The following is a 24,934-nucleotide window of genomic DNA, read 5'->3' on the forward strand; positions in this document are numbered from 1 at the left end:
GCGGCGAATGACAACCGCGGCAACGAACCGCCGAAGCGGCGCGAGAACACCGGTCGCATGCCGACACCTTAATCGGCCGCGAACCGCTTGCGCGCGGTGGTACACCGTGGAGCCCCGCATGCGACGAGCCCGCGCCTCGGACTTCCCAATCTTGTGGGGTGCGACCCTACAAACGGCCTGGGACGACATCCCGGAGGACGAACGGATGCGCCTCGACCGCCGACGCTGGGAGGCCCATTTCCGCAAGAAGATCGAGCCGTACTTCGAAGGAAACAGGACCGAGAGGTATGTCGCAGAAGGGCCGTCCGGGGAATTCCTCGGATACCTGATCCTCGGCGAGAGCGGCTTCCTCACGCCGGAAACGCACGCGTTCATCTACGACATTTGGGTCGCCCCGGACCAACGAGGCAAGGGAGTCGGGAAGTCGCTCGTCGAATGGGCCGGCGAGTGGGCACGGAAGCGCGGGCATCGGAAGATCAAGCTCGAGGTGGCCGAGACGAACGCGCGGGCGCAGCACGTCTACGAGAGCCTCGGCTTCCGCGCGGAGCGCCGTTATATGGGGAGGATCCTCGAGTAGGGCGAGAGGGTGGTTCCGCCCAGATTGAACCGAGGCCAAAGGATTATATAACGCGCCTATACTCGTACAGGCGAAGGGGCTGAACATGTTCAACGTCACCCTATCCGACAAGGCCGTGGGCAAGCTCCGCGACCTGATTGGCCAGCACGGCACGTCCGAGACCACGTACCTTCGGATGTACGTGGCCGGCGGCGGATGCTCCGGCTTCCGCTACGGGATGGCGCTCGACAACAAGCTCCACGACGGCGACGAGGTCCTCGACGCGAGTGGGATCAAGGTCGTCGTGGACCCGAACAGCGTGCAGTACCTCGACGGCTCCAGCGTCGACTACACGGAGAGCGTCGCGGGGAGCGGGTTCGTCGTGAGCAACCCGAACAACTGGTCCACGTGCGGCTGCGGCCAGAGCTTCAACCCGAAAGGCGAGGAAGCGCCGGACCAGCACGAGGGCCACCACGCCCACGCGCACACGCATTAGAGCGACACGCCTTTTCAGTGCCTTCGTGGGAACGAGCGGAGCTCCTCTGACTAGCGAGTCGTGCTCAGGAGGGTGCGCTGCCGCTGAAGGTGGCCCTTGTACGCGTCGATCCGGCGAAGGACCTCTCGAATCTCGGGAGTGTCTCCGATCCCGACGGCGTCCTGGCGTAGGGCGTCGAGGGTCCCGTCCACCGCGTCGAGAACCCGGACCGCATCTGCGGGTCGGAGCAGATCAATCGTTTCCTCAAGGACGCGAGTCATTTTGCACCGTCGGCGGGACGGATTTCCGCTATATATCATTGGCGGAGCAGAAAATTCCAGGCCGCAGGCCGTGGCATGGGACGACTCGGGCGGACCGCGCGCTCTTATCTCCCGGTCACATTCCGAGACTCGATGGCAAAGACGGCAGGCGTCCGCGTCGGGGCGAAACGGACAATCGAACTGGACGGCGTTCGGGTCACGAACAAGACGGCGAACTCGATTCTCGTCCGACGCACTCCCAAGGGGATCGAAGTCACCGACTGCTGCCTTGAGGAGCAAGGCCTCTAGCGTTGGACCACCGAGCGGGCGATGATCTCCCTAGCCGACGGCCCGAAGCCTTTTCCGCTCGAAGATCCTTGGACGGCCGCGGGAGAAACATGGCGAAGAAGAAGGCCCTCTCCTCGTTCCCGAAGCTCGCCCGACAAGTCCTGAACGACTATCGGACATTCCATCCGACGCTCGCGGCCTCATCGGGCTTGCACGCGTACGACGGCCGATTGCCGCATTACACGCCTTCGTCGGTGCGGCGTTTCGCCCAGACGACGCGACGGCACCTCGAGTCCCTCGATCGATTTGCCACTCGGGACGGACTCTCCCCGAACGCGAAGCTCGAGCTCGGCGTCCTCCGAGGAATGCTCCTGACCGAGCTTTCGGACATCGAGGATCGTCGGCGGCCGTGGAGCCTTCCGACCTACTCCCTGTATCGGATGAACATCGTGAACTACCTGTTGCGGAGCTACGCGCCGTTCGACCGGCGCATGCGCGCCGTCGCGAACCTGCAGGCGGACGTTCCGCGATTTCTGAAGGACCTTCGAGCGATCCTCGATCGCCGCCTCGCCGAGACGTTCTACGAAGTGGGCGAGATGGCGGCGCGGGGGATCCTCGATTCGTACTCGAGGGAGCTGCCTGAACACCTCGCGAAGGCTTCCCCCGCCGTGAGGGACCTCGTCGGGCGGACGAACGACAGGGCGAAGTCAGAACTCGAGCGGTTCGTCAAGGCCCTCCAGGGAGAGTTCAAGCCCCGGATCAAGGCGGATTTCGCGCTCGGCCGAGCGAAGTACGCGCGGATGATCTACGCCGAGCACCTGGCGAAGATCCCGATCGAGCGGTTGCTCGAGGTGGGCCGTGCGGATCTGAAGGAGAACCGGATTAGACTCCAGGAGGTCGCGAAGCAAATCGACGCCTCGAAGACGCCCGCGGGGGTCCTCGAAGAAATCGAGCGGGACCATCCGACCGCGGACTCGCTGATCGAGGACACCCGCCAGATGCTCGAAGAAATCCGGCAGTACGTGGTGGACCACGACATCATCGCCGTCCCGTCGGAGGAGCGGGCGCAGGCGATCGAGACGCCCCGCTTCTACCGCTTCGCGACCGCGGCGATGAACTCCCCGGGGAGCTTCGAGAAAGTCGCGAAAGAGGCCTTCTACTATGTCACCCCGGTCGAAGACGACTGGGCGCCGGAGAAGCGAGAGGAGTGGCTGCGTCACCTGAACTACACGAGCCTGCGGAACATCTCGGTGCACGAGTGCTACCCGGGCCACTACGTCCACTTCTTCCACCGACGGCGCGTGAAGTCGGCGGTGCTGCGCTCCTACTATTCGTACGCGTTCACCGAGGGCTGGGCGCACTACTGCGAGGAGATGATGCCCGACCAGGGCTTCGGCGACCTTCGGCTGAGGCTCGCGCAACTCCAAGATGCGCTCCTGCGCGACTGCCGCTACATCTCCTCGATCATGATGCACACGGGCGGATGGTCGTGGGAAGACGCGACTCGGTTCTTCATGGAGAACGCATACCTCGACCGGCTGCCCGCGGAGCGGGAGGCGAAGCGTGGGACGTGGGACCCCGGTTACTTGAACTACACGCTGGGGAAGCTGATGATCAAGAAGCTGCGGACGGACTGGTTCTCGAAGCACAAGGATGCGACGCTGCGCGAGTTCCACGATTCCCTCCTCGCGTTCGGCGCACCCCCGCTCGGACTCGCGCGCGAACATCTCCTCGGGCCCGATGCAGGGCCCGCCCTCTGACACGTCGAATGGCCGAGCACAGGCGCGAGCCGCTGCATGCGAGTCACGGATCGTTGCCTCAATCGACCCGGAACGCGGCCGCCTCCCGGGGAAGGCCGGCGGCGAGATCCGCCACGAAGTCCCGCACACGGTCCGGATCCGGGTTCTCCGCGGCGAGGCGGACGATCGCGCTCCCAACGACGATCCCATCGGCCCCCCGGGAGGCGAGGGTACGGACGTGGTCCCGCGTCGACACGCCGAACCCCACGCCCAAGGGAAGGTTCGTGACCCGATGCAAGGAGGCAATCCGGTTCTCGATGTCCTCCGGGAGCTTCGACCGGATGCCCGTCGTGCCGTGGTGAGCAACTACGTACAGGAAGCCCCGCGACGCACCGGCGATCGCCGCGGCGCGATCCGGCGGGGTCGCGGGGGCGACGAGTTGGACATGGTCCACGCCCGACCCGTCGAGGGCGTCCCGTAGTTCATCGGAGGTCTGCGACGAGACATCCGGGATAAGCAGACCGTCGACTCCGGCGTCCGCGATACGCTCCGCGAAGGCCTCCACGCCCATTGCGAGCACGGGGTTCAGGTACGTCATCACGACGAGAGGAATCTCGGTCCGCGTCCGAAGCGACGCGGCGAGAGATAGGACGTCGCCGGGGCGGGTGCCCCCGCGGAGGGACCGCTGCGCGGCCTCTCGGATTTCCGGACCGTCGGCAATCGGGTCGGAGAAGGGAATTCCCAGCTCGAGGATATCCGCGCCGCCCGCTTCGCAGGCGAGGGCCAGGGCGTCCGTCCGCCTCAGGTCCGGATCGCCCGCCATGAGATACGTGATGAGTGCGGCCCGATGTCCGATGCGGGCGCGTTCGAACGCCCGTGCAATCCGAGTCACAGCGAGCTCCCCTTGCGCCGTTGCGGCGGTAGCCGCGGCGCCGCGGTCTTAGCCATGGAGGAGCTCCTCCAGCTTCCGAGCCGGATCCGGGGCGGTCATGATCGACGTCCCAACGAGGACCGCGTCCGCCCCGGCCGCGAGTAGGGCTTCGACTTGGTCTCGTCGCTCAATCCCGCTCATCGCGATGACAGGACGATCTTTCGTCCTCGAGGACAGGAGATTCGCGGTCGTCCGAAGGTCGACCTTCATCGTGGATAGATCGCGATTGTTGATCCCGAAGATGTTCGCGTCCGTCCGGATCGCCTCGTCCCACTCCCGCATTGTATGGACCTCGAGAATCACTTCGAGATCTTGATCATGGGCGGCATCGATCAGGCCCTGCGACGCTCCCTCGAGGAGGCCGCGAGAAAAGAGCGTCTGGATGACGAGCACCGCGGACGCGCCGGAGGATGCGGCGGCCTCGACCTGCGCCGGGTCCACTACGATGTCTTTCATGAGGACCGGGAGACCATGGCGCGACGCGCTGCGGACGAAATCCAGGCTGCCGCCGAAGATTCTCGGCTCCGCGAGGATCGAAAGACCCAGCGGCTTTGTCGCGACCATTCGCGCGAGGATGTCTTCGAAATCAAGCGTTTCCCGCACGAGGCCCCCCGACGGTGACGCGAACTTGATCTCCGCAATCACGTCGGCCGGCCGGTCTGGAGCCTCGAGGAATCCGAGGAACGATGGCGCTGGATTCGCCCGGTCAGCGACGCGATAGTAGCCCTCCCGTACGAGGCGACGCGCATTCGTGACGAGGCGGCTAAGCTCGTCCATCGTCCTCGACCTTGGACAGGCTCCCGCCCGTGGCTTTCACGAACGTTCGGAGTGATTCGAGGGCCTTCCCGGAGTCGAGCGCTTCCGCGGCGAGGGGGACCGCTTCCACCAAAGAGGCGGCCCTTCCTCCAACATAGATGCCGGCGGCCGCATTCGCGAGGAGCATATCCCGCTTCGGCCCACGCTCCCCCCTCAGGATTCGCAACGCCACATCGGCCGCCACCGCAGGATCGGCTCCCTCCAACGCCCGAGGCTCCACCCGCTCGAACCCGAGATCCTCCGGGTTGAGGATGTACTGCCGCGCTTCCCGGTCGATGACCTCGCTGACTATTGTCGGGCCAGACGTCGAAATCTCGTCGATGCCCGCCTGTCCGTGCACGATGAGGGCGTGCTCGATCCCCAACCGGACGGCGACCTTCGACAGGAGCGGAACGAGGTCCGGGCTGAACACGCCCAGAAGGTGCCCCTTTGCGCCGGCGGGATTCGTTAAGGGCCCCAAGATGTTGAAGACGGTTCGGAGACCGAGTTCCGACCGCGGCCCCGTCGCTTGCCTCATGGCGGGATGAAACTTCGGCGCGAACATGAAGCAGACGTGGTGGGCGTGAAGGATCCGCTCGACCTGCAGCGGCTCGAGATCCACGCGGGCCCCCAGCGCCTCGAGGAGGTCGGCGCTCCCGCAGCGGCTTGTGATCGCGCGATTCCCGTGCTTCGCGACGACGACCCCGGCCGCCGCGACGATGAACATCGCAATCGTCGAAACGTTGAACGTCGTGACGCGCGCGCCGCCGGTCCCGCAGAGGTCGACGACGCGTCCGTTGTCCGGAGGTCGGATGGCGGCGCAACGCTCCCGCATCGCCGTCGCCATGCCGGCGATCTCGTCCGGCCCTTCACCCTTCATCCGGAGGCCCATCAGGAACGCGCCGATCTGCGCGGGCGTCGCGAGGCCGTCCATGATCTCCCCCATCGCGTCCCGCGCCGCGTCGAATCCGAGCGACCGACCGTCCGCGAGGCCCGCGATCGCCTCACGAATCATCGCTTCGCCCCCTCCAGGAAGTTCCGCAAAATCGCGGGCCCGTCCGGGGTGAGGATCGACTCCGGATGGAATTGCACGCCCTCGATCGGGAATTCGCGGTGGCGGACAGCCATGATCTCGCCGTCGTCTGAGGTCGCGCTCACCTCGAGGTTGTCCGGCAACGAATCCCGCTCGATCGCGAGGGAGTGGTACCGGCCCGCAACGATTGGATTCGGCAAGCCTTCGAAAATCGTGCGGCGATCATGGTGGACAACGCTCGTTTTCCCATGGAGGATCCGGGCCGCGTGGCCGACGCGGCCGCCGTACGCGGTCGCGATTCCTTGATGGCCGAGGCACACGCCGAGCGTCGGGGTCGTGCGGCCCAGTTCCTGGAGGATGTCCCCGCACACGCCGAAGTCGCGCGCATTCATCGGGTGGCCGGGGCCCGGGGAGAGGACGATCGCGTCCGGGGCGAGGTCCCGCACTTCGTTCATCGTGATCGCGTCGTTGCGATGCACGACCGGGGTCGCGCCGATCTCTCCAATCGACTGATATAGGTTGTACACGAACGAATCGTAGTTGTCGATGACGAGGACCTTCATGCGGCGGCCGCCTCCCGGAGCGAAGCCCGTAAGGCTTCGAGCTTGTGCTCGGTCTCCATCCACTCCCTCGCCGGATCCGAATCCGCGACGATCCCCGCGCCCGCCTGAAGGTAGTACGTCGGCCCATCCGCGAAGAGGGTCCGGATGGCGATTGCGGTATCGAGGTTTCCGTTCAGGGACAGGTAGCCGACGACGCCCGCATAGGGCCCGCGGGCGGTCCCCTCGAGTCGGTGGAGGATCTCCATCGCCCGCGGCTTCGGCGCGCCGGAAACCGTCCCGGCGGGGAACATCGCGGCGAACGCATCGAGCCCGTCCTTGCCCGGCGCGAGCTCCCCCTCGACGATGGACACGAGGTGCTGCACGTGACTGTACCGCTCGACGGCCATGTACTGCGGCAGTCGGATGGTCCCGAACCGACACACCTTCCCGAGGTCGTTCCGCGCGAGGTCCACGAGCATGTTGTGCTCCGCCCGCTCCTTCGGGTCTGCGAGGAGCTCCGCCTTGAACCGATCCATCTGCGACAGCGTCGTGCCGAGCGGTCGCGTGCCCGCGATCGGGAACGTCGTCGCCGTGCGATCCTCCACGCGGAGGAGCATCTCCGGGCTCGCGCCGATCACCCGACGCACCCCGAAGTCGAGGTAGTACATGTAGGGGCTCGGGCTCAGCGAACGCAGGGCGCCGTAGAGGGCGAGCGGGTCGCCCGACATGCGGCCGCAGTCGCGGCGGGAGAGGACGACCTGGAACGCCTCGCCCTCGGCGATCGTCTCCTTCGCCTTCACGACCGAGTCCATGAACCACTCCGGGGGAGTTTGCGGCTTCGGGCCATCGGTGCGGAGCTGCGGTGCGGTCTCGGTGGACTTTGGAAGGTCCTCGACGCGGGAGTCGCCGTGGGCGAAGTACTCCGCACGTTTCCGGACGTGGTCCACAATCACGCCGTCGAGATACAGGCCGAACTCGAACTCGGGAAAGGGCGAGTCCGCATGGGCAGGTACCGAATCGAGGTTGTGGACGAACTCGTACGACACGTACCCGACCAGGCCGCCGATGTACCGACCCGGGACTCCCGGCGCCGCGTACGCCGAGAGGATTGATCGCAACGCGGCGATCGGCCGATCCGTCTTGATCGTCTCGCCGTTCGACCGCAGCACACCCGCGCGGTAGGAGATGATCACCGCGGGGTCGAAGCCGACGTACGTGTGTTCCGCGAGCCGCGCGGGACCCGTGAGGCTCTCGAGGATGAACGCATGCGGGTATTCGTCCCGCGATGCGGCGAACAGCGCGTACGGATCGATGTGTGGGTCCAGCGGCACACGCTTCACCGAATCGCCTCCTCGACGAGGGGTTGCGCGCGTCCAAACACCGCCTCAGCGATCCGACGCGCGATGGCGACGCGATCCGCGGCTTGGAAAATCTGACGACCGACGCACACACCGGCCGCGCCGGCATCGAGCGTCGCGCGGAGGGTCTCGATGAACGCGTCCTCTGAGGTCCGCGGGCCACCCGCCACGACGACGGGCGCGGGACACCCGCGGACGATTTCGCGGACGCCGTGCGGGTCCGCGGCGTAGTTCGTCTGAACGATACTCGCGCCGATCTCTGCGGCGGCCCTAGCGGCGTGGGCCGCGGCCGCCCAGTCGACGGACGGCCCACCCGGTTCCGCGGGAGCGGACGCCATGAGCACGACCGCGACACCGAACGAATTCGCGGCATCCACGATGCGTCCCGCATCCGCGATCATCGTGTCCTCCCGAGAATCGCCGAACGAAACCTGGACCGAGACCGCGTCGGCTCCGAGGGACACCGCGTGCTCGACGGTCGACGAGATGACCTTCGACCGGGATCTCACACCAAGGACCGTGCTCGCCGAAAGATGGACCACTAAACCCGTCGACGGGGGGATCTCGCCCGCGATGAATCGGACCATGCCCGGATTCGCAAGGACGCCGGAGAAGGGAACCCCGCGAAGCGAGCGCAGAAAGTCCGCGGGCCTCTCGATCCCAAGAACCGGTCCGGAGGGGAGACCGTGATCCAGAGCCAAGAGGAAGATTCGGCGATCGGCCCTCTCCAGCCGGCCGCGTGGTGTCACAAGTCCGAGAGCGCCCAACGTTTTCTCCCCGGTATGCCCGTTTCTGGAAACTAGGCATAATATTTATGCATTATTGTATTTTATACAACTCTATAAATGCGGCCAGGGAGCCTCCTCCTGGGGGCCGATCCCGAGCTAGGGGTCGCTTCGCGGAGCCGCCGTCATCTCGGGCCGAGGATGCCCGCGGCCGAAGAACTCGCGGTGAACCGCCTGGACGGCTCCCTCGAGATCCCTGTCATCCACGGTGAACGTGTAGGCGACCATCGAAGCGCCCGCCGAAATCAGCTGGACGTTGATCCCTCGTTCCGCCACGGCCCGGAAAATCCGGGCGGCGACGCCATGCGCATACCCGAGCCCTTCCCCGACGAAACCGATGAGGGACGCGTGGGGCGACGTTTCGATTCGCTCGACGATACCGGCCGGCAGCCGGGTTAGCAACCGCTTCCCCCGGGAGACGGCATCTGCGTCGATGAGGAACGCGATACAGGTCTGCGACGTCGCCGCACTATACACGTTGATGCCCGCGTCGGCCAAGGCCGTCGCCACGAGCGAGAGGAGGCTCTCCTTCGGTCCGGCCCCCGTGCCAAAGACTTTCAGAGTCGTCAGATTCCGGACGTACGAGATGCTCTTGACGTCCCCGCTCCGGTCCACCGTGTCGGGTCCGATCCGTGTGCCAACCTCGTCGGGCTCGTAGATGTTCTTCAGGATGATCGACGCGCCGCACATCTGCGCGGGCCGCACCGATCGGGGGTGGAGGACCTTCGCGCCGAAGTACGAGAGCTCGGCGGCTTCGTCGTACGAAAGGGCGGCGAGGGGGAACGCCTCCGGCACGATCTTCGGATCCGCGCTCATGAATCCGCCGACGTCCTTCCAGATCTCGATCGTCGGCAGCTTGAGCGCATAGGCGACAACGGCGGCGCTGTAGTCGGACCCGCCCCGTCCGAACGTCGCGGTCTTGCCCTCTTGCGACAAGCCGAAGAATCCGGTGATGACGCTCACGTGGCCCGCCTGGGCCTGCCTCTTGAGGAAGGGCGCAAGACGTGCGCGCGTCTCGTCCAGCAGCGCGCTCGCGTTCCCGTAGGTGTCGTCCGTGACGACGCCGATCACGTCCGCTTCGTGCGCGCGGGCATCGACCCCGCGTTTCGCGAGGTTCGCGGCGACGATCTGGGTGGCGAGCCGCTCGCCGAACGACAGGATGAAGTCCCGCGTCCGCGCCGTGATTTCCTCCGTGTAGGCGACGCCGTACAGGAGGCGCTCGAGTTTCGTCACGAGGGCTTCGACGGTCTCGACGCTCGCGTCGGGGGTTCCGGGCGACCGCGGCAGGAGGCCCAGGTGGAGCCGCCTCAGCTCCGCGATGAACAGATCGATTTCCTTCTCGTCCCGCGGCTTCGCGAGGGTGGCAACGAGGGAATCGGTGACGCCGGCAATCGCGGACACGACGACGAACTTGCGGGAGGGGTCCGCTCGCGCGGCCTTCGCCATGCGGTCGTACATCTCCGGGTCGCTCACGCAGCTGCCGCCGAACTTCGCGACTTTCCAGGGCTCAGCCAAGGTACCCTCTCCGATGCGCGAGCTCCGCGTTCAGGACGCTGCCGCCGGCACCGCCGCGGATCGTGTTGTGCGAAAGCACGAAGAATCGGAGGTTGCGATCCGTCACGCGGATCCGGCCGACCGTCGCGGCCATGCCGCGTGCTCGCGTCGGCTCTCCCCCAAGGAGGTCCAGCAAGGGCTGGGGTCGGTTGTCCTCCGACCGGACCAGGATCGGCTCCCTCGGGGCCGTCGGCAGCTCGTATCGCTGCGGCTCGCCGCGAAACGCCGACAGAATTTTCGCGACGTCTTCGCGACTTGCATCCTGCGGGAGTGGAATGGAAACGGCCTCGAGATGGCCATCCCGCACGGCGACACGCGCGCAGTTCGCCCACACGTCGATCGCGCTTGGCGCGATGCCGTCGGACCGACTGCCGAGGAGTTTCTTCGCCTCCCGCCGGATCTTCTCCTCCTCGTCCTCGATGAACGGCAACACGTTCCCCGTGATGTCGAGCGACGACACGCCCGGGTATCCGGCCCCGGAGAGGGCCTGGTAGGTGGCGACGTGAACTTCCGAGAAGTCGAAGGCATTCGCGAGCGGCCGAAGCACGAGCGCGAGTCCGGTGACGGAGCAATTCGGGTTTGTCACGAGCATGCCGCCTTCCTTGAACGACGGTTGTCGCTCGACGAGGGCGAGGTGATCCGGGTTCACCTCGGGAACGAGGAGCGGGACGTCCGCATCCATCCGGTGGGACGAGGCGTTCGAGAAGACCTTGATCCCGGCGCGCGCGGCGTCAGTCTCAATTTCCCCCGCGAAGTCGGATGGGAGCGCGCTGAACGCCGCGGTGACGTCCGCGCGAACGAGTGTCTTAACGTCGATCGGCCGGAGCTGCATCTCCCCGACGTGGGCGTTGAGAGGCACATCCTCGAGGCGCCAGAACTCCCCGAGGCGTCCGCCGGCTTTTCGCTCGGACGAGCCGAGGGCCGCGATCTCGAATATGGGATGGTCTTGGAGCAAGCCGACGAACCGTTGCCCGATGTTCCCCGTCGCACCGAGGACCGCCACGGGGACCTTCGTCACAGCGGCGTACCTCCCTCGAAATAGGCGCGGGCCTCCTCGATCAGCCGGAGGAATTCGGATCCGTCGGTGGCAGTGGTCGCCTTCCGCCAGTCCTCGAGGACGTCGTGGACCCAACGATGGATCGCCGGCGTGTGCGGATTCAACGCCTGGATGTCCCGCAGCAGCGCCGGCGGATCGGCGAGGAGCCCGGCGGCCGCGATGGAGAGGCGGGAGAACGTCGTGCCCGCGGGCCGCTTCAGGCCGGCGAGGTCGAAGGGGCTGTGGGCGACGCACCTCGCGAACGTCAGGAGGCAGAGGTGGCTCAGCCCGAGGAGGAACGCCATGAATTCGTCGTGGTGGTCGAGCGAGACGTCGACGAAGGACGCACCGCTCGGCCGGAAGAGCTCCTTCGCCTCGAGGACCGCGACGGCGTTGCCGCAGTCGCTGAAGGTGATGTTGCCGCTCGAGAGAGGCCAGAGGTTCGGGCCGAACATCGGATGCACGCTCGCGACCTGCAACCCCGCGCGCCCCATCGCCCGGAGCCGTTCCTCGACCGGGGCCTTGAGGCTGGCGATGTCGAACACGAGCGCCATGGGCTTCATCTCGGCGATCGTCCGAAGGACGTCGGCCGAGACGGACATCGGGACGGACACGGCGACGACGTCGGCTTCGCGGACCGCACGCCGCAGGTCCGGTTCGAACGGGAATCCCTCGAGGGGGCCTGCGATGTCGTTGACGACGACCTCAAACCCCCGCGACCGGAAGTAGCGGCACAGCCACCGGCCCATCTGTCCCGCGCCGCCGACCACGAGGATTCTTTGATGGCGCGGCGACGGCGTCCGGACGGCCTGCTGGCGACGGACCGATTCGTCGATCAGGAGGCTTGCGAGGTCTCCCGCGAAAACCGGACGGAGATCGCGGGCCACGCATTCCGTCAGGATGCGGGTGCGCACGAGCTTCTCGGCCTCCTCGTCCCGAACGGGCCTCTCAAGGAGCTTCTTTTCCACTCCGACTTGCGCCGCGAGATGGAGTCGCTTCGCGACGAGTCCGACGATCTCCGTGTCGACATCCGCAATTTCCTCGCGCAACCGGGCGATTTCCGCATCGCTCAGATGAATCCCCCCACGAGCATGAGATCGAGGACGGACATCGCCGCCGCATTCTCGACGACGGGCACCGCGCGCGGCACGATGCAGGGATCGTGGCGGCCCGTGACGACGACCTCCATCCGCTGCATCGTCTCGAGGTCGACGGATTGCTGCGGCTTCGCGATCGATGCGGTCGGCTTCACGACGACCCGGAACGTGACCGGCATGCCGTCCGTGATCCCCCCGAGGATCCCGCCCGCATGGTTCGTGGCGGTGACCACGCGCCCCGACTCGACGACGAACGGATCGTTGTGTTCGCTGCCGCGCATCGCCGCCGCCCGGAATCCGGCGCCGAACTCGATCCCCTTGACCGCGGGAATCGAGAACATCAGATGCGCCAAGGCCGACTCCACGGAATCGAAGAACGGTTCCCCCACCCCCGCCGGGAGGCCCGTGACCACGGCCTCGATGATGCCGCCGACGCTGTCCCGGTCTTTCCGGGCGACCTCAATCTCCGCGATCATGCGATCCGCCGCGTCGAGGTCCGCGCACCGAACCGGCGTGCGCTCTACGTTCGCCTCGATCTCGGCGGGAGTCACGGCCCGGGCGACCACCCCGCCGACCTGGGCCGCATGGGCGTAGAACCGGATCTCCCGCTCCCTCAGGAGTCCGCGGGCGATGGCGCCGGCCACGACGAGCGGGGCGGTCATCCGCCCGGAAAGCTGCCCTCCGCCGCGCAAGTCGCTCTTCCCGCCATACTTTCGCAGGGCGGCGAAGTCTCCGTGCCCCGGCCGCGGCACCCGCGCGTTGTCCGCGTACGACTTCGATTGCACGTCCTCGTTCCGGATGATCGCGACGATCGGTTCGCCGGTCGCCGCACCGCCGCGGACGCCTTCCGTGAACTCCACGCGGTCTTCCTCCTTCCGCTGAGACGTGAGGAGGCTCTGTCCGGGGCGGCGGCGGTCCAACTGGGACTGGACGAACTCCGCGTCCACCGGCGTCCCGGCGCGGAGGCCCTCGATCGTGCACCCGACGAACGGGCCGTGGCTCGTCCCGAAGATCGTCGTCCGGTAGCGCACGCCGATCGTGTTCATCCGACCACCGCGTGCAAGGCGCCGAGGGATCGCAGGTCATCGAGGAACGTCGGGTATGAGACGCGGAAGCACCAGGGATCCGAGATGTCGACCGGGTCCTCCGCCGCGAGGCCCGCGACGGCCGCCGCCATGAGGACACGGTGATCGCCGCGCGCGTCGACGAACGCCCCCCGGAGACGACTCGGGCCTCTCACCAGGCAGCCGTCCTCCGTCGCCTGCGCGGGCGCCCCGAGGGCATGGAGCATCGAGACGACGGCATCGATCCGGTCGCTCTCCTTCCATCGGAGGTGCCTCCCGTTGATGAACCGCGATTCGCCTGCGGCTTGCGTCGCGAGCACCGCGAGGACGGGGAAGAGGTCCGGCGTGTCGCCGACGTCGACGGTCTGTGCGACGAGTTCCCCGCCGCGGGCCCGGACCCGATCCCCGTCGACGTCAACGCGGGCGCCGAAGGAACGCAGGACCTCCACGACGCGGCGATCCCCCTGCGGCCCCTCGAGCTCCAGGCCGGAGACCGTGACGTCGCCTCCGGTCAGCGCGGCGGCGGCGAGCGGGAACGCTGCCGACGAGAAGTCGCCGGGCACGTCGACATCAATCGGCACGTATCTCTGCCCGCCGGCGACGCGGTAGGTCTCGCGGTCCGCGATTGACTCTACGCCGAATCGGCGCATCAGGCAGCGCGTCATCTCGATGTACGGCTCGGATCGGACCGGCGGGAGGACGCGAATCTCCGAGGGGTTCCGGGCGAGCGGACACGCGATGAGGAGGCTTGAGAGGAACTGGGAACTGACGTCGCCGGGAATCGTCGCAGATCCACCGCGGAGGACCCCTCCGACGCGGATGGGTGGGGAACCCCCGCCGCCGAGAGACTCCGCACGTGCGCCGAGCGTTTGGAGCGCCTCGAGCAGCGGTCCGACCGGCCGCTTTCGAAGGCCCGCGTCCCCCGTCAGGGTCGTCGTGCCGTCGAGGAGGGAGGCGACGCCGGCGAGAAGCCGAAGCGTCGTCCCGGAGTTTCTCGCGTCGATCGGCTTCGCGGGGGCCTGGAGGGGCCCGCCGGACACCCGGAAATCGTCATCGCTGGTTGCGATGTCGACGCCGAACGCCGCCATGCCCGACGCCGTCGCGTCCGTGTCCTCAGACCGAAGCGGGTGGCGGATCCGACACGGTCCACCGGACAGCGCGGCCATGACGATCACGCGGTGCGTAACGCTCTTCGATGGCGGGGCGCGGATCGTCCCGGAGACGGTTGAGGGAATCGCGCGGTACCTCACGCCGCGACCTCCCGCGACTCGGTGGTGTTCAGCCCGACGACGCGGATTTCTGAATCCCCGTCGCCCATGGCGCGGCGGACCGCGTCGACATGGGCCGGTTTCACCAGGGCGATGATCGCCGGTCCTGTCCCCGTGACCCCGGCGGCCACCGCGCCGGCGGCTCGCGCCCGGATGGCGGGCCCCTCGTCCACGCCGAGGAGCGGCGCGTACGCCGCGCTGTTCGCCTCCATCGCGCGGAAGTATTCCCCGTCCAAGGCGAGACGAAACGCCTCCTCGACTTGGGGGCGAATCGCCGAGAAGTCCGTCCCTCGGAGGCTCGGCTTGCGGATGGTCCGGCGCGGGATCTGGACGACGGCCACGAGACCCTCTGGGAGGCGGCCGGAGGCAAGAAGCTTCCTGGCGGCGTTATTCGTCACGACGACGCCCCCGAAGAAGGAGGCGCACGCGTCGTCGAACGCGCCCGTGATCGTGACGCCGGCATCCAGGGCGGCATCCACGCCGATCCGGATGACCTGACAGGGCTCGAGTTCTAGGCCGAGGGCCCGGGCGCTCGCTAAGACGACGGCGTTCGCCACAGCGGAACTGCTCTTGAGCCCCCGGGAGGCCGGGATGTCGGAATCGACGGAGACTTCGAGACCGGCTCTCCGCCGGCTGCGCCGGAGCACACGCGTCGCGCTCGACTGCGCGAGGGCCGGGTCGATGGAGGCGGGGACGTGCACCCGCACGCCGAACCCCTCGGGTCGGGCCTCCGCGGTCGCGGTGGCCTGGAGGGCGAGCCCGAACGCCACGCCCTTCCCCGTCGCGATCGCGTTCACGATCGTCCCGGCGCCGAAACAGGTGGCTTGAGATTTCACGCGAGGGCCTCCTTCGCGGCGCGGCGCATCGCGTTCACCGGCGGCGACCGGCCCGTCCACAATTCGAACGATTTTGCGGCTTGATGAAGGAGCATCTCGAGGCCGGACGCGTGGGGCCTCCCGAGCCGCTTCGCCGCGGCGAGGAGCGCGGTGTCCGGCGGGTTGTAGCCGAGGTCGTACACGAACCCTGCCTTCGCGATCACGGTTTCGGGCACCGGCAGATCCGCCGCGAATCCCTTCGTCCCGAGCGGGGTCGCATTCACGACGAGGTCCCACGGACCGCTTCGGTCGAGTCGTTCGACCGGAAGGATCTCGATCGGCTCGTCGAACGCGTCCGCCAGCGCCTCCGCCCGCGCGGCGGTTCGGTTCGCGACCGCGACGCTCGCGCCCTCGCGCAGGAGCACATGGACCACGGCCTTCGCGGCGCCGCCGGCGCCGATCACGAGGACCCGACGCTCTCCGACCCGCAACCCGAGGGACCGCAACGATAGGCGGAAGCCGAAGACGTCCGTGTTGTGGCCTTTCGTCCAGCCGTCGCCGACGACGACTGTGTTCACCGCACCAAGCCCCTCGGCGTCGCCGTCCAGCTCGTCGAGCGCCTCCACGATCGACTCCTTATACGGAATCGTGACGTTGAATCCGCGGATCCGGAAGCGGTCCGCCGCGGCCAAGAGGGACTCCAGACCGGCCGCATCCACGTCGAACGGAAGATAGGTTCCCGGAAGACCGAGCGCTTCGAGGCCCGCCTCATGGATCGCGGGCGAGAGCGAGTGCCCCAGCGGATGCCCCACGAGACCGAGCACCCACGAATCCCGCACGCGGAGTCGTTTCGCGGTCGCGAGCGACAGTTGCCCCGGCGCCGCGAGGGGTCCCGCAGAGGCGAACTGAATCTCTTGCCCCACGGATCCCGCACCCGCGCGGGTGAGCATGCCCGCCGCCCCCATCCCGATCAGGACGAGCCGACGCCCGCGGTCGACCTCGGTCCTCGCGAGATCCCCGAGTTCAATCGCCGAGTCGATCGTTTCGACGGGGACCGCCACCTTCGCGACGGGTCCGATCGCCGCGCACGCGTCCAACGCCTCCCGCACCTGCCCGAGGCCGGAGGGCCGGGAGAAATGGTGGGAAACGATGAGAGTCGCGCGATGCCGTCTCGCGAGGCGGGCCAGTTCCGTCGCGCGCGGGCCGTCCCGTTCGAGTTCGATGTCGACGTAGGCGAAGGGCCGGGTGCAAGCTTCCTTGAGGAGGTCGCGGCGGCGCGCTTCAGTCAGGTGGCCGGACCCGCCTTGCGACGCCGATCGGACCGTGAGGATCGATCGAGGGCCGACCGCCGAGGCGAACCGACGCACATCGCCGACGCCCACGTCGCGGATTCGATCCAACCGCAGCTCGACGAGGTCCGCGCCGGCCGCCAGCGCCATCCGCGCCTGGCGTTGCGCATCCGCGACGCCATCCGCCAAGATGACCGCCGCGACCTTCGTCATGTCAGCGCTCCGAGATGGTCTCCTGGATCCGCATCCCGAAATGCCGGCCGCCCTCCTCCGTTCGCAGGAGCACCGCGTCGCCCTCCTGGATCTCCCCGACGGAGACCGCACCCCCGGACGGGGTGACGAAGCGAATCGTCTCCGCGTTCTGGACGATCGTCGAGACGCGGCGCCCGCCCGCCTCCGCTTCGACGAGCACGAGCGGCCGGCGTTCGATCTTCAGGCGCCCGACGATCACTGACCGCGCATGGCCCGTCGAATCGACCGCGAGGACCTCGTCCCCGGCGCGCAACTCGCTGAGATACTTCGTCTGGCCGTCGGGCAGGTAGATGTACGCGTGCACGGCGCCCGCGTTGACACGGAAAGGCCGCGCGCCGACGTATCCCGACTCGAACGTCTCGGCGTGGACGAGGAAGAGGCCCGCCGAGCTGTTCCCCACGAGCATGCCCTCCCCGCTCCGCAGCAACGAGCAAGTGTCGACGCACACGCGGTCGCCGAGGCCGAGCGGCCGAATCGAGGTGACCGTCCCTCGGACGAGCGGTACGGTCTCACGTGACGACTCGAGGACGGACCGCAGCGCGCGGACCTCCTTCGCAACGGACGTTGCCAGGAGGACGCCGTCCACGCCGACCTCCATCGTCTCGAAGAAGAGCTTCGCCTCGGCGGCATCGTGGACTTCGACGAGGAGGCGAGTGCCGCTTCCCTGGAAGTGCGTAATCAGGTTCTCCAGCGGGATGACCTTCCAGTCCTCCGTTCGCACGACGACGTGCTTCGTCGTCCCCCGCAGAGCGCGCACGGCCGACTCGTCTTTGGCGGAGCGGATCGTCGCAAGGCGGCCGATCGACTCGCCGTCGAAAAGGAACGTGTCGTCCTTCAGGAAAATCGGCGAGAAGCGGCCGAGCCGCGCGAGCGAGGGGTCGGGTGCCGCCAATACGATCTGATCGAACCCGGCCTCGAGCGCGGTCGAGACGATCGACCGAACGTCTGCCTTGTCCTTGGGGGGGAGGGCCCCCACCCACACCAAGCGGTCCATGGGACTCACCCGCGATAGACGTCCGAGAGAGAGGCCCCGTCGAAGATCATGCGGGCGATCGCCCGCGTCGTGCCGATCGGATCTTTCGCCTGGAAAATGTTCCGGCCCATCGACACGCCGACCGCGCCGCCGGCGAGGGCGCCCTCGACCATCTCGAGCGCGGCCCGTTCCGAGTCGAGCTTTGGACCCCCTGCGACGACGACGGGCACGGGACAGCCTCGGACGACTTCCCGGAAGGTGTCCGGAGATCCGGTGTACAGCGTCTTGACGACGTCGGCCCCGAGCTCCGCCCCCACCCGCGCGACGTGCTTCACGACATCGACGTCGAACGGGTTCCGGACCTTCGGACCCCGGGGGTACATCATCGCGAGCAACGGGAAGCCGAGACGGTCGCACGCGGCCGCCGTCGCCCCGAGGTCCTCGATCATTCGATCGTCGTCCTCCCCGCCGATGTTGACGTGCACGCTAATCGCGTCCGCACCGAAGGAGATCGCCTCTTCAACCCCGGTCACGAGGACCTTCCGGTCGGCGCGAGCGCTCAGGGAAGTCGATGCGCTCAGATGAAGGATGAGGGCGAGCTTCTCGTCGAAATAGTCCTTGGCGAACCGTACCGCGCCTTTGTGCAAGACGACCGCGGTCGCACCGCCCTTCGCCACGTTCGCGACGGCCTTCCGGATGTCCTCGAGGCCTGACACCGGACCGGACGAGACCCCGTGGTCCATGGCGACGATGAGGGCCTTGCCGCCGACCAAGACGCGGCGAATCCGGATTTCCTTCCCGATCGAGGACATAGGCCACCCGTGCGAGTCCGTAGCACGCCCGGAGGATGACGACGTATATCAACTTGCGCTCGTCTCGAGCCGCGCGGGGACGCCGATCACGTGCCGGCCAGGATCTGTACAGACGCCCGCTCGTCGGCGCTCGGCGACGACAGATCAGCCCAGGCGAGGACGGCGTTCGGCGACCGCAGCCGGATTTGTCGCAAGACCTCCGGCACCTCGTGTGCCGGCTCCGGCACAGACACAAAGACGAGTGCGTGGCTGATCTCCTCGGGCAGGGACGTGAACCACGGCGAGGCGTACGCCTCCTCAACGGCGAGGAAACACCGATGGAGATCCCGACCGCTGCCCATCCCGAACCGCCAGTCGCGGACCCCGGCGAGCATCCGCCGCAGCGGGCCGACGTCGGACCGAGCGAGGACCCGCGAGAGGCTCGCCGCGGGCTTCGCCATGATCCCGCCGAGCGCGGCGAACGCCTTCCCGAGCGGGAGGTCGCGGGCGACCCGCAGGAGCCCGTCGTTGCTGAATGTGACGACGCCGTCTGCGCGGCTTTGCAAGAGGCGAAGCTGCGCCTCAGCCAGCTGCCGGCGGATCGGCCCCTCGATCGTGAAGGGCACCGTCACGAACGCCACGCTGGCATCGCCGAGAATCCGAGCGACGCGGCCGACGAGGCTCATCCCCCAGCCGCCGAGGAGTCCCCCGAGGCCGCCGATGATCAGGGCGACGTCCCGGTCCAACAATACGGAGGCGATCGCCTTCTCCTCGTCCGTCTCCATCTGGGGCACGGCCTTCGCATCCATCGTCGCGTGCGCTTGGAGGGACGTCGCCGGGATCAGGATCCGGGCGGCCGCCTCGGCCATGGACGGGTGCGGAGCGTCGTTCACCGCGATGCGGATGGCGTTCGGGGGTGCCGTGACGTGACGCAACGTGTTGCAGCCGGCCCCGCCGCAGCCCACGATCGCGACGCGCGCCCGCTCCTCGTCGAGGCCGATCTGCCACGCATCCGGCACGCCGGCCTCATCGCGGGTCATGCGAGATAAGGATTGTCGAATCGAGCGTCGATATATATTCATGTGCGTAAATGTAAATCAATCGAAATGCCGATAAAGGCCCGACTCAATTTCCGGGCCGATGACGGCTCCAAGCGCGCCGAGACGGACCGAGGTGGTGGTCGTGGGCGGCGGCTGCATCGGGGCGAGCGTCGCGTTCCACCTGGCGGGGCGAGGCCTCGGCGTGGTCCTCGTCGACAAAGGCCACATCGCCTCCGGCGCGACCGGGCACAGCGGTGCCCTCGTCCGGCAGCATTACGAGGCCCGCCTCGGGATCCGACTTGCCCGCGAGAGCCTAGGGTTCTTTCAGCGATTCGCCGCCGAGACGGGCTTCTCGTGCGACTTCCGAACGACCGGCTTCCTCTCCGGGGCGCGAACGCGGGACGTCCCGGCGTTCGACGCGCTGCTCGGCCTCATGCAGCAGGAGGGCGTCCGGGCGGTCCGGCTGACGCCCGGGGAAGCGACGTCCGCCGAGCCCTCGCTCGATGCCTCCGATTACGAAGCCCTCGTCTACGATCCGGACGCAGGCTACGCGGACCCGATCGCGACGGCGACGGGGTTCGCGCGCGCCGCGGAGCGTCGCGGGGCGACTGTCCTTGAGGGACGCCCGGTCCGGTCCATCGTCACGAAACACAAGGACGTCACCGGCGTTCGGCTCCCCGGGGCCGGGCTCATCGAGACGGAGCGCGTCGTGCTCGCCGCCGGCAACTGGACCGCGGCCCTCGCGCGCCCGCTCGGCGTCCGCTTGCCGATCCGTTTCGTCCGCGGCGATGTCGCGATTCTCCGCCGACCGATCGGGTTCGGACCCCCGCCGAAGATCCACTTCGATTTCTACGGGAACACGTACTCGCGGCCGGACGCGGACAAGGATACACTGGCCGGGTACATGGACACAAGCCCTCGCAAGACAATCGCGCGGCATGAGCTCGCGGACGACTCCGTGCCCGCAAGGACGGTCCGCGACTTGCGGTCCCGCCTCTCGAAGCGGTTCCCGTCGATGGAGCGGTCCCAACCGCGGGGAGGCTGGTCGGGCGTCTACGACGTCACGCCGGACGCCTACCCGATCGTCGACGCTGCGGGTCCGCGGGGACTGTTCGTGGCGGCAGGGTTGAGCGGCCACGGTTTCAAGCTCTCGCCCGCACTGGGCCGGCTCCTCGCCGAGTACGTCGCGACCGATCGCACACCCGAAGGGATCGCCCCGCTCCGCACGTCCCGTTTTCAGGAGCGAGCGCCAGTCCGCCCGGAGGCGCCGTTCCCCGCCCGCCGAGGCGACCGCCTGCCCTAGGCCGCGGGCCCTCGGACGTCGCCGCGCCGGGTCGTCGGATAGTTTCGCCAACCATCTCGTCGACATTATAAGTAGGGCCGTCCCGTTGCACGCGTGCGGATGCACGAAATCGTCTGCGTGGGCGATGTCCACGAAGGCCTGAATTTCGACTTCCGGATCGACCCGGAGACGGGCATCTCGGAGCGGGCGCTCGACCTCCACGGAAACTTCGCGAAGGCGGCCCGGTGGGCGATCGATCACAAAGCCGCGCTGTTCTGTGTCCTCGGCGACCTGTTCGACCGCACGCACGTCGCTCCCGTGTTCCGGGAGATGGTCCGCCGCGACGTAATCGAGCCGCTCGGCGCCGCCGGCATCGAGGTCTGGCTCCTCGCCGGGAACCACGACCAACCGCGCCGGAACGCGCGCGCGACGTCCCTCGACGACTTCCGCGGATACACGCACGTCCGCGTCTTCCGCGAGCCGAAGGCGGAGGTGCGGACGATCGATGGCCGCAAAATCGGATTCATCCTCCTGCCGTACCTGCACCCGGAACAGGTGGTCGAGCGGGTCCGGGAGCTGGGGAGCGAGGTAACTCGAGAGGACGCGTACACAATCGCGCGGGAGCTCTGGAAGGAATGGATCCACACGCGCGCCGACGAACTTCGGGACGCGGACCTCCGGATCCTGTTCGGCCATTTCGAATTCCAAGGCGTGCGATTCGCGAGCACGACCTCGCCGGAAGTCGTCCCGAACGACTTCACCTTCACGCCCGACATGATCCCCGATGCCGTCGACCTCGTCGCGTTCGGCCACATCCACATGCACCAGGTCGTCGGCCGCACAATCGTGTACGCGGGCGCACCGGAGCGAATCGACTGGGGGGAGCGGCTCGATCCGAAAGGCTTCCTCGCGATCCGGCCGGATGGCGACTGGTCGTTCGTCGAGCTCCCGGCGCGGCCGATGGACAAGGTCGAGGTCGTGGTCCGCATGGGGGACGACGTGACGAAGACGGTCCTCGACGCGGTCCCGCCGGAGACCGCCGGCCATCTCGTGCGGATCGAGATCACGATTCCGGACGAATTGCGGAGCCGCCTCGATGAGAAGCGCCTCGCGGACCGACTGCGCGACGCGTTCCACTTCGAGGTCAAGTTCCTTTCGTCGAGCCGGCCGCGGACCTCGACGGACGAGTTCACCTTGGATCCGGGCCGGCTCCTCGCCGAGTACGTCGACAAGGTGCTCGCCGACCACCCAAAGCGCGAGGCGATCAAGGTGGAGGCGCAGCGCATCCTGAAGGAGGCCCTCGCATGAGGGACGACGACGCGGTCGAGGCCGCCGCGGTCCCGAGCCTCGAGCCTTCGACCTCCGGCGAGGGCTTCGTCCTCGAGGAGATCGAGATGCGCGGGTTCATGCGGTACCTCGAGAAGACGGACCCGCCGCTGCGGTTCCCGGAGAAGTTCACGGTCATCACGGGCCGCACGGGCGCGGGCAAGTCGTCGATCCTCGACGCAATCACGTTCGCCCTCTTCGGCGACACCGCGCGGACGGACCTGAAGATCGTCAAGACGTCCGACATCTGCCGGCCCGGCGGGTACGTCCGGATCGCGTTCCGGCAGGGCGACGAACACTGGGACGTCACCCGAGGCTTCACGACGAAGAAGGAATCGTACCTCGAGGTCTCCCGCGATGGCGAGGCCGTCCAGGGGACGATTCCCGAGAAGGAGCAGACGCTCCGAGAGGTCATCGGCCTCGATTACGTCGGGTTTTGCAATGCGACGTTCGTCCGGCAGGAGGAGATGAAGGAACTCGGATCGCAGAGCGGCGCGAATCGCCTCGCGGTGTTCCAGAAGCTCTTCCGCCTCGAGATCTTCGAGAAAGCCCTCGAGCGAGCGAAGGAACAAGGGGCCCTCCTTCAAACGGACCTGAAGGCCAAGGAGGCGGAGATCGCCGCCCGGGCCGAGGCCGTCGGGACTCTCCCTGCGATTCGCGCGCAACTCGAGGAGGCTGAAGAGAAGATTCGAACGCTTCGGTCCCGGGTCGCGGGCCTTGAGGTCGAGGCGGCCGCGGTTGAAGAGCGATTCAAGACGCTCGAGCAACGACACACGGACTGGGTGCGCGCGACGAGCGCGCTCGCCGACCGGACGGCGCAGCTTGATGGGATTCGGAAGCGCGTCGAGGAGATGCGGCGGGCGAACGAGCACGCGAGGGCCCTCGAGTCGGAACTGAAAAATCTCGAATCGGGGGTCGCGGACCTCGACACGCTCCGCGAGATCCTGGAGAAGCTCCGGGAGCGGAGCGCCGCGCACGAACTCCTGAAATCGAACGCGGAATCGGCCGAGCGAATCTTCGAGCAGGCGAAGCGGGACCACGAGCGGCGTCGGGATCAGATCAAGGACAAGATCGACGCGTTGCACCGCAAGATCGCGGGGCTCACGACCGACGTGGACCGCGACGCCGCGTTCGATTCCCTCCGGACGGAAGGACGGCTCGAGGAGCGGGTCGCGCGGATCGATCGGGAGCTCACCTGGCTCGCGGACCGCGCGGAACTCGTCCGGGAACTCGAGGAGGAGGGGCGGCGCGCGGAGAAGGCCCTCGAGAACGCCCGCGCCAAGGTCCAAGCGATCAATGCGGACTCGTTCCTCCTGACGGAATATGCGCGGCAGGTCGAGGAGCTGAAAGCGGACCTGAAGAGGGAGGCAGACGAGAGCCATGCAATCCTCGGGCCCCTTGACGAGAAAAAGGTGGATGCGCTGCGCGCCCTCGACTCGGCCCCCTTCACGGATACGGACCGCTCGCGCGCCGAGGAGACGGTGCGGCTCGTGCAGGAGAAGGCCGCGAAGCGGAAGCGGGCGGACGAACTCGCGGCGCTTCTGAAGGAAGCCGCGCAGGTCACGGCCCGCATCGCGGAACTCGAGGGACGACGTCAAACGCTCGAGGAGGAGCGCACGGCCTTGGACACCGAGGTCGCGCGTCTCAAACCGGAGGAGGACGCGTACCAGGCCGCCCGAACCGACCTCGAAGCGAGACGACGATCCCTGGAGGGGGAACGCAAAGCGATGCACACCGCCGAGGGAGGAGCCTCCGGGCTCCGCGCGCAGATTGAGCGGCTCGAGGCGGACACGAAGCGGCTCGCGCAGGCGGAGCGGAAGCGGGACGAGATCCGGTCGCGCCTCGAGATCGTCGACGTCCTCGTGACCCGCGTGTTCCACAAGCGGGGCGTCGTCATGTACGCGATTGAGCAGATGCTCCCGGAACTCGAGATCGAGGCGTCCAAGAACCTCGCCGAGCTGACGGACGGCCGGTTCAGCCGCATCAAGCTCGAGACGTACGAGGAAGGACGCGGCCACGGCATCCACTTCTGGGTCCAGGGCGTCGACCAGAGGTGGCACGACGTCGGGGAGTTCAGTGGGGGCGAGAAGACGCAAATCAACGCTGCGCTGCGATTCGCGATCGCGAAAGAGCTCGCCTCGATGCCGCAAGTCGGCCGCACGTTCGGCCGCATGAAGACCCTGTTCATCGACGAGGGCGACCTCGGCTCTCTCGACACGGAAGTCTCGCGGGAGTTGTTCGTCCAGAAGCTCTTCCGGATGGGGGAGTTCTTCGACAAAGTCATCCTGATCACCCATCTCGCCGAAGTCGCCGACAAGTTCCCGGGCCGGATCCGCGTGACGATGTCCCCCAGCCAGGAGTCGCGGGTGGAAGTCCTCGCATGAG

The 24,934-nt window shown here is 67.6% G+C and carries 23 protein-coding genes and 1 pseudogene; 7 read left to right on the top strand and 17 right to left on the bottom strand.

Annotated elements, in window-relative coordinates:
• Positions 1-118 precede the first annotated feature (118 nt).
• Together VF992_09960 and erpA are read left to right on the top strand one after the other, a co-directional pair.
• A complete protein-coding gene (locus tag VF992_09960; GenBank protein HEX9341471.1) occupies positions 119-577 on the top strand; it encodes a GNAT family N-acetyltransferase in 459 nt (152 codons plus the stop codon).
• Positions 578-662: 85 nt separating this feature from the next.
• A pseudogene (erpA, locus tag VF992_09965) lies at positions 663-989 on the top strand (iron-sulfur cluster insertion protein ErpA).
• Positions 990-1,102: 113 nt separating this feature from the next.
• Here erpA and VF992_09970 read toward each other — a convergent pair.
• Complete coding sequence (locus VF992_09970; protein ID HEX9341472.1) at positions 1,103-1,312, bottom strand: hypothetical protein; 210 nt, start codon at positions 1,310-1,312, stop codon at positions 1,103-1,105.
• A gap of 132 nt (positions 1,313-1,444) precedes the next feature.
• On the opposite strand from VF992_09970, the gene VF992_09975 reads away from it, so the two are divergent.
• Both VF992_09975 and VF992_09980 read left to right on the top strand, forming a co-directional pair.
• Positions 1,445-1,600 carry a hypothetical protein gene (locus VF992_09975; protein ID HEX9341473.1) on the top strand — a complete coding sequence of 52 codons (156 nt, stop codon included), beginning with the start codon at positions 1,445-1,447 and terminating at the stop codon, positions 1,598-1,600.
• A gap of 89 nt (positions 1,601-1,689) precedes the next feature.
• Positions 1,690-3,339, top strand: coding sequence for a DUF885 domain-containing protein (locus VF992_09980; protein ID HEX9341474.1), 1,650 nt, complete (start codon positions 1,690-1,692; stop codon positions 3,337-3,339).
• 58 nt (positions 3,340-3,397) lie between these two features.
• Here the strand turns inward: VF992_09980 and trpA are convergent, their stop codons facing one another.
• The 16 genes from trpA to VF992_10060 form a co-directional block, all read right to left on the bottom strand.
• Positions 3,398-4,210 carry a tryptophan synthase subunit alpha gene (trpA, locus tag VF992_09985; protein ID HEX9341475.1) on the bottom strand — a complete coding sequence of 271 codons (813 nt, stop codon included), beginning with the start codon at positions 4,208-4,210 and terminating at the stop codon, positions 3,398-3,400.
• Positions 4,211-4,258: 48 nt separating this feature from the next.
• Positions 4,259-5,026 (bottom strand): indole-3-glycerol-phosphate synthase, encoded by a 768-nt coding sequence (locus tag VF992_09990; protein ID HEX9341476.1) that lies wholly within the window; start codon positions 5,024-5,026, stop codon positions 4,259-4,261.
• A complete protein-coding gene (trpD, locus tag VF992_09995; GenBank protein HEX9341477.1) occupies positions 5,013-6,059 on the bottom strand; it encodes an anthranilate phosphoribosyltransferase in 1,047 nt (348 codons plus the stop codon). The genes VF992_09990 and trpD overlap by 14 nt, the downstream gene beginning before the upstream one ends.
• On the bottom strand, positions 6,056-6,640 hold the full coding sequence (locus VF992_10000; protein HEX9341478.1) for an aminodeoxychorismate/anthranilate synthase component II: 585 nt from the start codon (positions 6,638-6,640) through the stop codon (positions 6,056-6,058). The genes trpD and VF992_10000 overlap by 4 nt, the downstream gene beginning before the upstream one ends.
• Positions 6,637-7,959 carry an anthranilate synthase component I family protein gene (locus tag VF992_10005; GenBank protein ID HEX9341479.1) on the bottom strand — a complete coding sequence of 441 codons (1,323 nt, stop codon included), beginning with the start codon at positions 7,957-7,959 and terminating at the stop codon, positions 6,637-6,639. The genes VF992_10000 and VF992_10005 overlap by 4 nt, the downstream gene beginning before the upstream one ends.
• Entirely contained in the window at positions 7,956-8,726 is a 771-nt protein-coding gene (locus tag VF992_10010; GenBank protein ID HEX9341480.1) for a hypothetical protein, read from the bottom strand. The genes VF992_10005 and VF992_10010 overlap by 4 nt, the downstream gene beginning before the upstream one ends.
• Positions 8,727-8,861: 135 nt before the next feature.
• Positions 8,862-10,277 carry an aspartate kinase gene (locus VF992_10015; protein ID HEX9341481.1) on the bottom strand — a complete coding sequence of 472 codons (1,416 nt, stop codon included), beginning with the start codon at positions 10,275-10,277 and terminating at the stop codon, positions 8,862-8,864.
• Positions 10,270-11,334, bottom strand: coding sequence for an aspartate-semialdehyde dehydrogenase (asd, locus tag VF992_10020; protein HEX9341482.1), 1,065 nt, complete (start codon positions 11,332-11,334; stop codon positions 10,270-10,272). The genes VF992_10015 and asd overlap by 8 nt, the downstream gene beginning before the upstream one ends.
• Positions 11,331-12,401 carry a prephenate dehydrogenase/arogenate dehydrogenase family protein gene (locus VF992_10025; protein ID HEX9341483.1) on the bottom strand — a complete coding sequence of 357 codons (1,071 nt, stop codon included), beginning with the start codon at positions 12,399-12,401 and terminating at the stop codon, positions 11,331-11,333. The genes asd and VF992_10025 overlap by 4 nt, the downstream gene beginning before the upstream one ends.
• A gap of 20 nt (positions 12,402-12,421) precedes the next feature.
• Positions 12,422-13,495, bottom strand: a complete 1,074-nt coding sequence (gene aroC, locus VF992_10030; protein ID HEX9341484.1) for a chorismate synthase — start codon at positions 13,493-13,495, stop codon at positions 12,422-12,424.
• Entirely contained in the window at positions 13,492-14,763 is a 1,272-nt protein-coding gene (gene aroA / locus VF992_10035) for a 3-phosphoshikimate 1-carboxyvinyltransferase (protein ID HEX9341485.1), read from the bottom strand. Before aroA ends, aroC begins: the two co-directional genes overlap by 4 nt.
• Positions 14,760-15,617 carry a shikimate kinase gene (locus VF992_10040; GenBank protein ID HEX9341486.1) on the bottom strand — a complete coding sequence of 286 codons (858 nt, stop codon included), beginning with the start codon at positions 15,615-15,617 and terminating at the stop codon, positions 14,760-14,762. Before VF992_10040 ends, aroA begins: the two co-directional genes overlap by 4 nt.
• A complete protein-coding gene (gene aroE, locus VF992_10045) occupies positions 15,614-17,098 on the bottom strand; it encodes a shikimate dehydrogenase (GenBank protein HEX9341487.1) in 1,485 nt (494 codons plus the stop codon). The genes VF992_10040 and aroE overlap by 4 nt, the downstream gene beginning before the upstream one ends.
• Before the next feature lies 1 nt (position 17,099).
• On the bottom strand, positions 17,100-18,131 hold the full coding sequence (locus VF992_10050; protein HEX9341488.1) for a 3-dehydroquinate synthase II: 1,032 nt from the start codon (positions 18,129-18,131) through the stop codon (positions 17,100-17,102).
• A 5-nt stretch (positions 18,132-18,136) separates the two neighbouring features.
• Positions 18,137-18,922: a 2-amino-3,7-dideoxy-D-threo-hept-6-ulosonate synthase gene (locus VF992_10055; protein ID HEX9341489.1), complete on the bottom strand. Its 786-nt coding sequence runs from the start codon at positions 18,920-18,922 to the stop codon at positions 18,137-18,139.
• An 86-nt stretch (positions 18,923-19,008) separates the two neighbouring features.
• On the bottom strand, positions 19,009-19,941 hold the full coding sequence (locus VF992_10060; protein HEX9341490.1) for a hypothetical protein: 933 nt from the start codon (positions 19,939-19,941) through the stop codon (positions 19,009-19,011).
• 100 nt (positions 19,942-20,041) lie between these two features.
• Here VF992_10060 and VF992_10065 point away from each other — a divergent pair, with 100 nt between their 5' ends.
• The 3 genes from VF992_10065 to VF992_10075 all read left to right on the top strand — a co-directional run bounded on the left by VF992_10065 (position 20,042) and on the right by VF992_10075 (position 24,933).
• Positions 20,042-21,244: an FAD-dependent oxidoreductase gene (locus tag VF992_10065; protein ID HEX9341491.1), complete on the top strand. Its 1,203-nt coding sequence runs from the start codon at positions 20,042-20,044 to the stop codon at positions 21,242-21,244.
• A gap of 99 nt (positions 21,245-21,343) precedes the next feature.
• Complete coding sequence (locus VF992_10070; protein HEX9341492.1) at positions 21,344-22,531, top strand: metallophosphoesterase; 1,188 nt, start codon at positions 21,344-21,346, stop codon at positions 22,529-22,531.
• Entirely contained in the window at positions 22,528-24,933 is a 2,406-nt protein-coding gene (locus tag VF992_10075) for an SMC family ATPase (protein HEX9341493.1), read from the top strand. Before VF992_10070 ends, VF992_10075 begins: the two co-directional genes overlap by 4 nt.
• Position 24,934 lies beyond the last annotated feature (1 nt).

The sequence above is a fragment of the Thermoplasmata archaeon genome (assembly GCA_036395115.1).
Taxonomy (GTDB): Archaea; Thermoplasmatota; Thermoplasmata; order RBG-16-68-12; family RBG-16-68-12; genus RBG-16-68-12.

Coding starts and splice junctions, on each gene's coding strand:
- VF992_09960 (HEX9341471.1), top strand. CDS start 119: ATGCGACGAGCCCGCGCCTCGGACTTCCCAATCTTGTGGGGTGCGACC.
- VF992_09970 (HEX9341472.1), bottom strand. CDS start 1,312: ATGACTCGCGTCCTTGAGGAAACGATTGATCTGCTCCGACCCGCAGAT.
- VF992_09975 (HEX9341473.1), top strand. CDS start 1,445: ATGGCAAAGACGGCAGGCGTCCGCGTCGGGGCGAAACGGACAATCGAA.
- VF992_09980 (HEX9341474.1), top strand. CDS start 1,690: ATGGCGAAGAAGAAGGCCCTCTCCTCGTTCCCGAAGCTCGCCCGACAA.
- VF992_09990 (HEX9341476.1), bottom strand. CDS start 5,026: ATGGACGAGCTTAGCCGCCTCGTCACGAATGCGCGTCGCCTCGTACGG.
- trpD (HEX9341477.1), bottom strand. CDS start 6,059: ATGATTCGTGAGGCGATCGCGGGCCTCGCGGACGGTCGGTCGCTCGGA.
- VF992_10000 (HEX9341478.1), bottom strand. CDS start 6,640: ATGAAGGTCCTCGTCATCGACAACTACGATTCGTTCGTGTACAACCTA.
- aroC (HEX9341484.1), bottom strand. CDS start 13,495: ATGAACACGATCGGCGTGCGCTACCGGACGACGATCTTCGGGACGAGC.
- aroE (HEX9341487.1), bottom strand. CDS start 17,098: ATGACGAAGGTCGCGGCGGTCATCTTGGCGGATGGCGTCGCGGATGCG.
- VF992_10050 (HEX9341488.1), bottom strand. CDS start 18,131: ATGGACCGCTTGGTGTGGGTGGGGGCCCTCCCCCCCAAGGACAAGGCA.
- VF992_10055 (HEX9341489.1), bottom strand. CDS start 18,922: ATGTCCTCGATCGGGAAGGAAATCCGGATTCGCCGCGTCTTGGTCGGC.
- VF992_10060 (HEX9341490.1), bottom strand. CDS start 19,941: ATGACCCGCGATGAGGCCGGCGTGCCGGATGCGTGGCAGATCGGCCTC.
- VF992_10065 (HEX9341491.1), top strand. CDS start 20,042: ATGACGGCTCCAAGCGCGCCGAGACGGACCGAGGTGGTGGTCGTGGGC.
- VF992_10070 (HEX9341492.1), top strand. CDS start 21,344: ATGCACGAAATCGTCTGCGTGGGCGATGTCCACGAAGGCCTGAATTTC.
- VF992_10075 (HEX9341493.1), top strand. CDS start 22,528: ATGAGGGACGACGACGCGGTCGAGGCCGCCGCGGTCCCGAGCCTCGAG.